This window comes from Hahella sp. NBU794, assembly GCF_050749805.1.
Taxonomy (GTDB): Bacteria; Pseudomonadota; Gammaproteobacteria; order Pseudomonadales; family Oleiphilaceae; genus Hahella.
In genome coordinates, this window is record NZ_CP192738.1 from 1,041,080 (window position 1) to 1,053,325 (window position 12,246).

General features: G+C 57.3%; 12 protein-coding genes. 8 read left to right on the plus strand and 4 right to left on the minus strand.

Going from position 1 to position 12,246, the window contains the following annotated elements; all coding sequences use genetic code 11:
• Window positions 1-111 precede the first annotated feature (111 nt).
• Window positions 112-1,011 (minus strand): polyprenyl synthetase family protein, encoded by a 900-nt coding sequence (locus ACQYWX_RS04645; RefSeq protein ID WP_431688038.1) that lies wholly within the window; start codon window positions 1,009-1,011, stop codon window positions 112-114.
• Window positions 995-1,273, minus strand: coding sequence for an exodeoxyribonuclease VII small subunit (locus tag ACQYWX_RS04650; protein ID WP_431688039.1), 279 nt, complete (start codon window positions 1,271-1,273; stop codon window positions 995-997). Before ACQYWX_RS04650 ends, ACQYWX_RS04645 begins: the two co-directional genes overlap by 17 nt.
• A gap of 246 nt (window positions 1,274-1,519) precedes the next feature.
• Between ACQYWX_RS04650 and pomA the strand changes: the two genes are divergently transcribed.
• The 3 genes from pomA (at window position 1,520) to ACQYWX_RS04665 (ending at window position 3,983) form a co-directional block, all read left to right on the plus strand.
• Window positions 1,520-2,278, plus strand: coding sequence for a flagellar motor protein PomA (gene pomA, locus ACQYWX_RS04655; protein ID WP_127968653.1), 759 nt, complete (start codon window positions 1,520-1,522; stop codon window positions 2,276-2,278).
• A gap of 14 nt (window positions 2,279-2,292) precedes the next feature.
• Window positions 2,293-3,273, plus strand: coding sequence for a flagellar motor protein MotB (locus ACQYWX_RS04660; RefSeq protein ID WP_216736756.1), 981 nt, complete (start codon window positions 2,293-2,295; stop codon window positions 3,271-3,273).
• Window positions 3,274-3,395: 122 nt separating this feature from the next.
• Window positions 3,396-3,983 carry a hypothetical protein gene (locus tag ACQYWX_RS04665; RefSeq protein WP_431688040.1) on the plus strand — a complete coding sequence of 196 codons (588 nt, stop codon included), beginning with the start codon at window positions 3,396-3,398 and terminating at the stop codon, window positions 3,981-3,983.
• On the opposite strand, the gene ACQYWX_RS04670 is transcribed toward ACQYWX_RS04665, so the two are convergent.
• The gene (locus ACQYWX_RS04670) at window positions 3,925-4,713 is read right to left on the minus strand and encodes an NRDE family protein (protein WP_431688041.1); all 789 of its coding nucleotides are present in this window, start codon (window positions 4,711-4,713) and stop codon (window positions 3,925-3,927) included. The two genes, ACQYWX_RS04665 and ACQYWX_RS04670, sit on opposite strands and share 59 nt — an antisense overlap.
• Window positions 4,714-4,829: 116 nt before the next feature.
• Between ACQYWX_RS04670 and ACQYWX_RS04675 the strand changes: the two genes are divergently transcribed.
• From ACQYWX_RS04675 to hrpB, 5 genes are read left to right on the plus strand one after another with little or no spacing between them, the layout of a single operon-like run.
• Window positions 4,830-5,630, plus strand: coding sequence for a sulfite exporter TauE/SafE family protein (locus tag ACQYWX_RS04675; RefSeq protein WP_216736759.1), 801 nt, complete (start codon window positions 4,830-4,832; stop codon window positions 5,628-5,630).
• Entirely contained in the window at window positions 5,627-6,448 is an 822-nt protein-coding gene (gene lgt / locus ACQYWX_RS04680; protein WP_216736760.1) for a prolipoprotein diacylglyceryl transferase, read from the plus strand. Before ACQYWX_RS04675 ends, lgt begins: the two co-directional genes overlap by 4 nt.
• A 10-nt stretch (window positions 6,449-6,458) precedes the next feature.
• Window positions 6,459-7,253 (plus strand): thymidylate synthase, encoded by a 795-nt coding sequence (gene thyA / locus ACQYWX_RS04685; RefSeq protein WP_216736761.1) that lies wholly within the window; start codon window positions 6,459-6,461, stop codon window positions 7,251-7,253.
• Window positions 7,254-7,264: 11 nt separating this feature from the next.
• Entirely contained in the window at window positions 7,265-7,762 is a 498-nt protein-coding gene (locus tag ACQYWX_RS04690) for a dihydrofolate reductase (protein ID WP_216736762.1), read from the plus strand.
• Entirely contained in the window at window positions 7,713-10,241 is a 2,529-nt protein-coding gene (hrpB, locus tag ACQYWX_RS04695) for an ATP-dependent helicase HrpB (RefSeq protein WP_431688043.1), read from the plus strand. Before ACQYWX_RS04690 ends, hrpB begins: the two co-directional genes overlap by 50 nt.
• Before the next feature lie 128 nt (window positions 10,242-10,369).
• On the opposite strand, the gene ilvD is transcribed toward hrpB, so the two are convergent.
• Entirely contained in the window at window positions 10,370-12,214 is a 1,845-nt protein-coding gene (ilvD, locus tag ACQYWX_RS04700) for a dihydroxy-acid dehydratase (protein WP_279506839.1), read from the minus strand.
• Window positions 12,215-12,246: the final 32 nt, after the last annotated feature.

A 12,246-nucleotide genomic window follows, 5' to 3' on the forward strand; every position in this document is an offset into this window, starting at 1 on the left:
GGTTCTAAGGGATTAGCCGCCGGATCATAGCCTCGGACGCAAAAAATTTGCCTATAAAAGCAATCGGCCATTATAAGCGATGTTGGGGTGGAGAACACGGGCAATTGGCGATCAATGCGTGCGCTCGATCATGAAGCTGGCAAGATCCTGTAAGCGGGAGTTCTGCAATCCCAGCGCCTGCAGCTGCGCGAGGGCTTCGTCATACAACTGGCGCGCTTTCAGTTTCGCCGGTTCAAGGCCCAACAGAGACGTGTACGTGGGTTTGTTACGCTCCGCGTCTTTCCCGGCGGTTTTGCCCAATACGCTGGTGTCGCTTTCCACGTCGATGATGTCGTCACGAACTTGGAACGCCAAGCCAATGGCCTGCGCGAAGCGGCGTAAGCCTTCAATGGTTTTAGCGTCAGCCCGACCGCTGGACAGTGCGCCCAATACGATGCTCGCCTCTATCAACGCGCCGGTTTTTTCCAGGTGCATGCGCTCCAACTCTTCGAGCTTGAGTGTATGGCCTTCTGAGTAAATATCGATGGCCTGTCCGCCAACCATGCCCAGATGTCCGCTGGCGCGGGCGAGTTCCCGCACCATTTGCAGCATGCTATCCGCGGATGCGCCAGAGGGCTCGGTGAGTGCGCTGAACGCCAGCGTTTGCAGGCCGTCGCCGACCAGGATGGCGGTGGCTTCGTCGAAAGCGATATGGCAGGTGGGTTTACCCCGGCGCAGAGAGTCGTCGTCCATGGCCGGTAAATCGTCATGCACTAGAGAGTAGGCGTGAATCAGCTCTACCGCGCAGCAGGCGGGCAACGCCTGTTGCAGGTCTCCCCCCAGCGCTTCCGTCGTAGCGAGCAATAATAAAGGACGCACTCGCTTGCCGCCGTTAAGCACGCAATAACGCATAGCCTCATTCAGCCTGGCCTTGGGGCCTTCCGGACTGGGAAGCAGGTTGGCTAGGGCTTGGTCGATCTGGGCGCGGTTACGCTGGAAAAAGTCGTCGAGAGAATCAGTCTTCGGCGTCATTCTGGTCAAAAGGTTTGGTTAGCGGGGTTCCGCGCTCTTCAATTAACTGTTGAACCTTTTGTTCCGCAGTCTGCAAGGCGGTTTGGCATTGGCGAGTAAGTTGGACGCCTTCTTCAAAAGCAACCAGAGCCTCTTCCAGTTTAAGATCGCCTTGCTCCAGCTTTCTCACCAGTACTTCCAGACGTTGTAATGCGTCTTCGAAATCGGGCGTTGAGCCGCTGGTGGAGGGGCTTACATCAGAGTTGGCGTTTTTTTCAGTCATGGTGTTCTTATGCCGGGTTTTTGCGCAGAGCCACCCTACCTGAGAGCGTCGCCAGGGTCAATCGGTTGCCGTTAAAATTCAGTCGCGCCGGGCTTTTCAGGCGTTCGTTTCAACAAACTAACACCCGGATAAGTCAGCAGTTTTTAAATTCCCTGTCTATACTTTGGGGAAGCCCGGCGCGGCCTGTTCCAGCGCTGGGCTTCCTCTGGGTTTATTCTGTACTGTCCACCCGTAAAGGAGCGCTTTGTGGATTTAGCTACGCTTTTGGGCCTCATCGGCGGTTTCGCGATCGTGACGATGGCGATGATGTTAGGCGGCTCAATTGGAATGTTTGTTGATGTGCCGTCGCTTCTCATTGTATTTGGCGGCACGCTATTGGTTGTTTTGATGAAGTTTTCGCTTGGTCAATTCCTTAGCGCGGGCAAGGTGGCGGCCAAGGCTTTTATGTTCAAGCTGGATAAGCCCGAAGAATTGATCGAGCAGGTCGTGGAACTGGCGGACGCCGCCAGAAAAGGCGGCTTACTCTCTCTGGAAGGTAAGGAAATTCCCAACGCGTTTCTCTCCAAAGGCATTCAACTGCTGATAGACGGTCACGATGGCGATGTGGTGAAAGCGTTGCTGACTAAAGATCGTAATCTTACCGTGGACCGGCATAAGCAAGGCTCTTCCGTATTCACCTCCATGGGGGATGTGGCTCCGGCGATGGGAATGATCGGCACACTGGTGGGGTTGGTGGCGATGTTGTCCAACATGGATGACCCTAAGTCTATCGGGCCAGCGATGGCTGTTGCGCTACTCACAACGCTATATGGCGCCATGCTGGCGAATATGGTGGCGATTCCAGTTGCGGATAAATTGAAATTGAGAATGGGGGAGGAAGAGCAGATCAAGTCCATGATCATCGACGCTCTGTTGGCGATTCAGGCGGGGCAGAACCCGCGCGTGATTGAGACCATGCTGCGCACCTATCTGCCTGAAGGTAAACGTCAGACTGAAGAAGCCTGACGGGAGTTGCGCCAATGAGTGACGAAGAAGAGCAAAAGTGCGAATGTCCTCCCGGGCTGCCTGCCTGGATGGCGACTTTCGCCGATTTGATGTCCTTGCTGATGTGTTTCTTTGTGCTGCTGCTGTCTTTTTCGGAGATGGATGCGCTCAAGTTCAAACGTCTGGCCGGCTCCATGCGGGAGGCCTTCGGCGTGCAGGCTGTCGTCAATGTGGACAATATTCCCAAAGGCACCAGCATCATCGCCCAGGAGTTCAGCCCCGGTAAGCCTGACCCAACGCCGCTGCAGACCATCATGCAGCAAACCCAGATGGAACTGCCTAACCTGGAGCAGCTCTGCGAGCAGCAGGTGGCTGACGCCTTGAAGGAAGAGTGTCCCAAGATAAAAGGGGAAGAGCTCAGCGACATTGTGCTGGAAAAGATCAAGATGTTGGTGGAGGAGACGGAGAACGACGCCATTACATTGGCTTCCGCTTTGGAGGCGGAGGTTCGCAACAATCAGGTTGAAGTGGAGACCCGGGGACGTAAGATTGTCATCCGTGTGCAGGAGAAAGGCTCGTTTAACAGCGGCTCCGCGAATTTGAATCCAGAGTTTTATCCGGTGATAGACAAGCTGGTGGAACTGCTCAAGTCCATGGATGGCACTATCGCGGTGGAAGGGCATTCGGACAGTATTCCCATTCATACCGCCCGGTTTCGCTCCAATTGGGATCTCTCCGCCGCACGGGCGCTGGAAGTAGCCCATGCGTTGTTTGAGTCGGGAGAGCTGGACCCCTCCCGTTTCAGCGTCGCCGGTTATGCGGACACCAAACCCCTGGCGCCGAACGACTCGGCGGAAAACCGCGCTCGCAACCGACGGGTGGAAATTATTCTGCAACAGCCTCTGGATGCTGAAACCAAGAAAGAAATTCAGAAGGCGAGAGATGTCGCCCCCGGCATTTTGCCTAGTGATCAATCGGAAGAGTGGCAGGGCTTGGCGCCGGACGAAATATTCTGATCTGGCTGATAGTTGAGCGGTTCGCTTTAGATTGAGCGAAAGCGTATAAATAGAGAGACGAGATGGGAGCAAAAAGCAGGAGGCGCATGAGAGTATTGGCGTATGAGCGCGGGTGAGAGTCTATGTCTGAGTTAGATGAAAGACGTCGCTTCTTTCGCATTAGCGATACAGTAGGTTTGGCGTATCGGGTATTGCAGCGCGGAGAGGCGACGGAGAAAGAGTCATCGGAATCCCACGTAAGTTCGGCCTCTTTGTTGACGCTGGAGAATGATATCTCCAAAGCGCTGGAGAGCATGCGGGCGGCGAACGCCGGGTTGGCTCATATGCTTGAGTTGTTCAACCGCAAGATCAACCTGGCGCTGACCCTGGAAAACCGCAGTGACGGCGTATGGTCGGAACCCCGACGCGCCAAGCGGGTCAATCTCAGCGCCTGTGGCATTGCTTTTCCGGTGGAGGATCATCTGGATGTCGGCGTGACGCTGCAACTCCACATGATCTTATATCCCAGCAATATCTCCATGTCCCTGCGCGCGCTCGTTATTGCCTGCGACAAGCCCAGAGCTGACGATGAGGACAAAGATGGCTTTGTCCTGCGGGCGGACTTCACGGACATTGAAGAACAGAATCAGGAAATCCTGATTCAGCATGTTCTCAAGTGTCAGACCCGTCAGTTGCGGGAGCGGCGAGAGGAGAAGGAAAAGAAAGGCTGACTTCACTCTGGTATACGCCCTTCTCAAACGTCTTTTCCCACATCTGCGTAACGCCGTTTGCATCATGCAGCAACAGCGTACTGCTGCGGGTGCCGTAATCCTTCGAGGTAATAAAGGCGGAGGACAGCAACCGCTCGACCTCAACCCCAACGCCCGTATCCGGCAACAGATAGTCCGGCGCGGCGGCGTCATCCGCCAGTAACGTCCAGAGTTCATCCTGACTAGGTCCATTGATCGCAGTGGCGAATCGGCGCTTGCCGGCGGTTAACTTGGGCCAGGGCGTATTCAAAAATCCGTTGCTCAAACCGTATACGCCTGGCGTTAAGCGCTGATATTGAGGCTCCTTGCGATTGCTGAAATAAGCCAGAGTGGAGCCTGCGAGCATCATCAAGTTGAAACCGCCATAGGAGTGACTGGTCGGCTCTAGGGCGGCGGCGAAATCGTCCACTGACAATTCCGACTCCAGGAAGCTTCTGACCAGAGCGCCTCTAGAAAGCTGCGCCGCTTCGCGGGGGCCGGAGCGGTGATTGGTGATGGCGGCGAATCGGCCGTTGGTGGTTGCGCCCATCCAGGTTCCTCCTTCCTGCAAATCGCGTCCGGCGTAAATGCGCGGGCGCTCAGGCCATTGCGTGAGAGGCTGGGTGGGGCGGGCGTAGAACTCGTCGCGATTGGCGGCGACGATCAGCGGAAACCGGGGATTCGCTTGGTAAGCGACAAATAGTAGGCACATAGGCTTGCTCCCAGACGTGCGTGGAATTCGAAAAGCACAGAGTCCTTAATTTATGTATCATACCACCTTCTTTATACGGGGCTCCTGGCGGAGCGGCCTGATCCTATGGGGGCGAAATGGTATTCCTGGCGTATTTGGCTTTGGGCGCGCTAGCGGGAGTGTTGGCCGGACTGTTCGGCATCGGCGGCGGATTGATTATTGTCCCTGCATTGATTTTCAGCTTCGAACTACAGAACGTGGCCCCAAGCGTCGCTACGCATTTGGCCGTCGGCACATCCCTGGCGACAATTATTTTCACATCTATCAACTCGATCCGGGCGCATCATCAGAAGCAAGGGGTGAATTGGCGCGTGTTTCGTCCTATGGCGGTAGGACTGATGGTGGGCGCGGTATTGGGCGCGCAGACGGCCTCATTGATGCCCGCGGCGCAGTTGAAACTGGTCATCGGGATATTCGCTATCACTATCGGCGTGCAAATGGCGTTGGCGTTGAAGCCCAAACCCCATAGGAGCCTGCCTGGCGACGGTGTATTGGCAGGCGTTGGCGGCGGCATCGGCTGGGCGTCCGCCATATTCGGCATTGGCGGCGGCTCCCTGTCGGTGCCTTATCTGACATGGTGTAACGTGCGCATGCAACAGGCAGTGGGCACCTCAGCCGCTTGCGGGTTGCCGATCGCGCTCATGGGCGCCGTTACAAATATCTGGGAAGGATGGAGCGAAGCGTCGCTGCCGGAATATAGTCTGGGGTTCATCTATCTGCCGGCTTTGGCGGGGATCGCGATCACCAGCATGCCCTTCGCGAGCCTGGGCGCTAAATTGGCTCACCGTCTGCCTGGAGACGTGCTTAAACGAATTTTCTCAGTGCTGCTGTTTGTTGTGGGCGGCCGGTTTCTATATCAAGCGTGGGGACAATTGTGACAGAACGTTGGTTTGACTATCCGAATATCGACCCGGTGGCTTTTTCCGTTGGGCCGCTGAGCGTGCATTGGTATGGCTTGATGTATCTGCTGGGCTTCGCCGCGGCCTGGATGCTGGGTAAGCACCGTTCGCATCAGCCGCATGCGCCTATGCAGGAGCAGCAAGTGGCGGACCTGATCTTCTGGTGCGCGCTTGGCGTCGTATTGGGCGGGCGTGTTGGCTATGTCATATTTTATAACTTTGAACAGTTTCTGGATGATCCCATCTGGTTGTTTGAAGTCTGGACCGGCGGCATGTCATTCCACGGTGGACTGATTGGCGTGATTATCGCCATGTGGGCTTACGGTCGTTCACTGGGACTGTCTTTCTTTCAAGTGGCGGATTTTGTAGCGCCGCTGGTGCCAATCGGCTTGGGCGCAGGGCGCCTGGGCAACTTTATTGGCGGCGAACTCTGGGGCAGGGCGTCTGATGTTCCCTGGGCCATGGTGTTTCCGCGCGACCCGACGCATCTGGCGCGCCATCCCTCGCAGCTCTATCAATTCGCCCTGGAAGGCGTCGCCCTGTTTTTGATTCTATGGTTCTATTCCGCCAAACCCCGCCCGCGCATGACCGTCTCCGGCTTGTTCCTGCTGTGCTACGGCTGCTTCCGCTTCCTGGTGGAGTTCGTGCGTGAGCCAGATGCTCAGCTGGGTTACCTTGCATGGGGCTGGCTGACCATGGGTCAGGTATTATCAACCCCGATGATTGTGATTGGGGTGGCTTTCATTATTTATGGCCGCACCGTTTATGGGGCGGAAGCAAAAGCGGCGCGGAGTTAGTAGACGTCATATGAAACAGTATCTCGACATGATGCGCCATGTGCGCGAGCAAGGGGCCGTAAAAACTGACCGCACTGGCACCGGCACCCGTAGCGTATTCGGTTATCAGATGCGCTTCGATTTGCAGCAGGGGTTTCCCCTGGTGACCACCAAGAAGCTGCATTTGCGTTCGATCATTTATGAATTGCTGTGGTTTCTGAACGGCGACACTAATGTCAAGTACCTGAAAGACAATGGCGTCAGCATCTGGGACGAGTGGGCGGATGAAAGCGGCGACTTAGGGCCTGTTTATGGCTATCAGTGGCGCAGCTGGCCGGCGCCGAATGGTGAGCATATCGATCAGATTTCCAATGTGCTGGCGCAGATCAAAAACAATCCGGACTCCCGTCGTCATATGGTGGTGGCGTATAACCCTGCGTTTGTGGACCAAATGGCGCTGCCTCCCTGTCACGCCATGTTCCAGTTCTATGTGGCGGAAGGGCGTTTGTCCTGTCAGTTGTACCAGCGTAGCGCCGATATTTTCCTGGGCGTGCCTTTCAATATCGCCAGCTATGCATTGTTGACGCATATGTTTGCGCAGCAGTGCGACCTTGAGGTGGGAGATTTCATCTGGACCGGCGGCGATGTTCACCTGTACAACAATCATCTAAATCAGGCGGATGAGCAGTTAAACCGCGAACCGCGTCCGCTGCCGCAATTGCAGATTCGTCGCAAGCCGGCGTCGCTGTTTGAATATGAATTTGAAGACTTTGAGATTACGGGATACGACCCGCACCCTCATATTAAAGCGCCGGTAGCAGTGTAAGGAGCGAAGATATGAGCGCAGTTTTATCAATCGTTGTCGCCCGCGCCGAGAATGGCGCTATTGGCGTGGAAAATACGCTGCCCTGGCGTTTATCCAATGACCTGCAGTATTTCAAGCGGGTCACCATGGGTAAGCCCATTATTATGGGGCGCAAGACCTTTGATTCGATCGGGCGCCCCTTGCCGGGCCGAACCAATATCGTGGTGACGCGCAATAAAGACTGGCGTCATGATGGCGTCAGCGTGGCGCATTCTCTGGAAGAGGCCGTATCTCTGGCGGGGCGGGAGCCCGTGGAGGAAGTCATGCTGATTGGCGGCGCCGAATTGTACCGGCAGGGACTGGCGGCGGCTCAGCGTGTTTACTTGACGGAGGTGAAGACCTCCGTGCAGGGCGATGCGTTCTTTCCAGAGCTTGATCCCGCTGACTGGCGTGAAACTTCTCGCGAGTCGCACCCGTCGGATGAGAAAAATCAATATCCCCATGACTTTGTCGTCTTTGAGCGGTCATAACGCCTCAGTCTCCATGCTCCCCATCGATCACATTATCCCTGAGCTTCTAACCACTCTGGAAGCTCACTCCACGGTACTGTTGCAGGCCCCGCCAGGGGCCGGTAAGACCACTCGGGTTCCTTTGGCCCTATTGGATTCGCCCTGGCGCGACGACCGCAAAATTCTGATGCTGGAGCCGCGCCGGTTAGCGGCGCGCTCCGCCGCTCGCTTTATGGCGAAGCAACTGGGAGAGCCGGTTGGACGCCGAGTCGGTTATCGTACTCGACAGGACACCAAAGTTTCCGCCGATACGCGTATCGAAGTGGTGACCGAAGGCATTTTGACCCGCCTGATTCAATCTGATCCCGCCCTGGAAGACTATGCAGCGGTGCTGTTCGACGAATTTCACGAACGTTCTCTGCAGGCGGACCTGGGCTTGGCTTTGGTGCGTGAGAGCCAACAGGCTCTGCGGGAAGATTTGCGGGTGCTGGTTATGTCCGCGACCCTGGATACCGCGCCACTGGCCAAGCTGCTGGGAAATGCGCCAGTGCTGACCAGCGAAGGGCGCGCCTATCCCGTGGAGGTGCGCTATCGCCCCTTGCAGCGGGAGCAGCGACCGGTAGAGAAAACGGTTGCGGTGGTGCGAGAGGCGCTGGCGGAAGAAAGCGGCTCGTTGCTGGTGTTTTTGCCCGGTGTAGGCGAGATTCGACGGGTCCATGACGCCTTGGCGGAGCACTTGCCAAACGGGGTGCGTTTAGCGCCTTTGTACGGCAACCTCAAAGCGGAAGAGCAGGATCAGGCGATTCTGCCTTGCGTGGAGGGCGAACGAAAAGTGGTTCTCGCCACGGCTATTGCGGAAACCAGTTTGACCATTGAGGGCGTGCGCGTGGTGATTGACGCGGGCCTGCAGCGTCGCGCGATCTTTGACGCCAATAGCGGCATGACCCGCCTCACGACGGGCAGAGTGTCAAAAGCGTCGGCGAAGCAGCGCAAAGGCCGCGCCGGCAGGTTGGAGCCCGGCGTATGCTATCGCCTTTGGTCGGAGACGGAGCAGCAGGGATTGAGCCCTTTTACCCCGGCGGAAATACTGGAAGCGGATTTGGCTCCCTTGGTGCTGGAGCTGGCTCAATGGGGCGCGCGTCAGCCGCAGGACTTAGTTTGGCTGGACCCACCGCCGATGGCGCATTGGCGACAGGCGGTCGATACGTTGCGCTGGTTGGATGCGCTGGATGAGGCTGGCGCAATTACCTCTCACGGGGAAAGTCTGCGTGAGTTCGGCGTCCACCCCCGTTTGGCGCATATGGTGGTGATGGGGAGAGCGATCGGCGCGCCGGTGCTTGCGGCGGAAGTCGCTGCGCTCCTGGGCGAGCGGGATCTGCTGGGACGGGATGCCGGCGCAGATCTGCAGCAGCGTGTGCGAGCCCTGCGCGGTGAATACAAAGGCGCCGGGCTGGATCGCCGACGCCTGGAAAGCGTACGTCAGGATGCGCGCAAGCTTATAGACGGCAAAACCTCTGACGAGCTTGGGATGGATGCGGTCGGCCGGCTACTCGCGTTGGCCTACCCAGACCGCATCGCCCGACGGCGCACTGGCTCAAGTCCCCGTTACCAGCTCAGTAATGGACGCGGCGCGGCGCTGGCGGAAGAAGACTCGCTGGGGCGAGAGACTTGGCTGGTGGCGGCCGACCTTGATGGTCAGGCGCGGGAGTCCCGAATATACCTGGCGGCGGCCTTGAGTCCTGGCGATTTTGAGCTGGATTTGAGCGCCCATATCGTCACTGAAGACCAAGCGGATTGGGATGAGCAGCGAGGCACGGTGGTGGCGCGTCGAGTCAGACGGCTGGGCGCATTGATTCTGGAAGAGCGGCCCGTTGCGGTGAGTCCGGAGCTGGTCCGGGAGGCGCTGTTGACCGCTGTACGGCGCAAAGGCCTGGACAGCCTGCCATGGAGCGATGCCGCGCGGCAATGGCGCGCCCGCGTGACTTTAATGCGCAGGCAACAACCTGACGCATGGCCGGAGTTGAGTGATGACGCCTTATTGGCGGACCTGGAAAACTGGCTCGGTCCTTTCCTCAATGGCGTCTCCAACTGGGCGGGACTGCAAAAACTGGACTTGCTGTCGGCGCTGAAAACATTGATTGACTACACCGCACAGCAGGCTCTCGACGCTCAGGCGCCGGTGGCATTGACGATTCCAACCGGGCAAAAAGTGACGCTGGATTATCTGGCGGAGAGCGGCCCAGTGCTGGCGGCTAAACTACAGGCGCTGTTCGGTTGGACGGAAACGCCGCGAGTGGCCGGGGGGCGAGTACCTGTAGTGATTCACTTGTTATCCCCTTCGCAAAGACCGCTGGCGGTGACCAGTGATCTAGCCAGTTTCTGGCGCAATAGCTATCCGGAGGTGCGCAAAGACATGCGCGGCCGTTACCCCAAACATCCCTGGCCGGAAGACCCTCTGACGGCGGAAGCCAAGCAGGGAACCAAGAAGCAACAGTTCTGACAGGGTGAACAACGAAGGAAGCGTTGGTGAGGGGGAGGCAGAGTTGCTTTAGACGCGGGTCAATGTGAAGCCCGTGCGGAGACTGGCTCCGCACGGGTGGGGCGATATCAGATCTGAACTTCTACAGATTACTTCAGTAGCTCTTTATCACGCACGGCGCCTTTATCGGCGGATGTCGCCAACAGCGCGTAGGCTTTCAATGCCGTTGTTACTTTACGCGGACGCGGTTGCGCAGGCTTCCAGGCGTCGGCGCCTTTGGCTTCCATCGCCTGACGGCGCTCATTGAGCTGCTCTGGCGTCAGACTGACGTTGATGCCGCGGTTGGGAATATCAATGATGATTTCATCGCCTTCCTCAATCAGTCCAATAGCGCCGCCCGCCGCAGCTTCAGGAGAGCAGTGGCCGATGGACAGACCGGAGGTGCCGCCGGAGAAACGTCCATCGGTGAGCAGGGCGCAGGCTTTGCCAAGTCCTTTCGACTTCAGGTAGCTGGTCGGATACAGCATTTCCTGCATGCCCGGACCGCCTTTAGGGCCTTCGTAGCGAATGATCACCACGTCGCCTTCTTTTACCTGATCGTTCAGAATGCCTTTTACGGCGTCATCCTGGCTCTCGAAGATTCTGGCTTTGCCTTTGAACAGCAGAATGCTCTCATCGACGCCCGCGGTTTTTACGATACAGCCGTCTTCGGCGATGTTGCCGTACAGCACCGCAAGACCGCCTTGTTGACTAAACGCGTGCTCTGCGCTGCGGATACAGCCGTTTTCGCGATCCAGATCCAGCGATGACCAGCGCGTGGACTGGCTAAAGGCCTGCTGGGTCGGGATGCCCGCCGGACCGGCTTTGAAGAACTTGTGCAGTTCCGGATCGTTGTTGCGCATGACATCCCATTTGTCCAGGGCGTCTTTCATCGTGTCGCTGTGCACTGTGGGAAGGTCGGTATGCAGCAGTCCCGCGCGATCCAGCTCACCCAGAATCGCCATGATGCCGCCGGCGCGATGCACGTCTTCGATATGATACTTAGGCGTGTTGGGGGCGACCTTACAGAACTGGCCGACTTTCCGCGACAGTTGGTCGATGTGGGTCATGCTGAAATCCACTTCGGCTTCCTGAGCCGCCGCCAGCAGATGCAGAATGGTATTGGTGGAGCCGCCCATGGCGATGTCCAGGGTCATAGCGTTTTCAAAAGCCTTGAAGCTGGCGATGGAGCGCGGCAATACAGAAGTGTCTTCGTCTTGATAGTAACGCTTGGTCAAGTCGACGATGCGGCGCGCCGCGTTCAGGAACAGTTGTTCACGATCAGAGTGAGTCGCCAGCGTGGTGCCGTTGCCAGGCAGGGACAGGCCGATGGCTTCAGTCAGACAGTTCATGGAGTTCGCCGTGAACATCCCGGAACAGGAGCCGCAAGTCGGGCAGGCGGAGCGTTCGTACTCTTCGGTCAGTTCGTCGGAGGCGCTGGAGTCCGCCGCGATGACCATGGCGTCCACCAGGTCCAGCTTGTGCTCGGAAAGCTTGGTTTTACCCGCTTCCATCGGTCCGCCGGAAACGAAAATAGTGGGGATGTTCAGGCGCAACGCCGCCATCAGCATTCCCGGAGTGATCTTGTCGCAGTTGGAGATGCACACCAGCGCGTCAGCGCAATGGGCGTTGGCCATGTATTCCACAGAGTCGGCGATGATTTCCCGGGAGGGCAGGCTATACAGCATGCCGTCATGCCCCATGGCGATGCCATCGTCCACCGCAATGGTGTTGAATTCTTTTGCGACGCCGCCGGCGGCTTCAATTTCCCTGCACACCAGCTGGCCCAGGTCTTTCAAATGAACATGCCCGGGGACGAACTGGGTAAAAGAGTTCACAACGGCGATAATGGGTTTGGAAAAGTCTTCGGTCTTCATACCGGTGGCGCGCCAAAGAGCGCGAGCCCCAGCCATATTACGGCCTTTGGTAGTGGTACTGGAGCGGTATTCGGGCATGGTTATACTCCGTGGTTATTTAAAACAGCTAA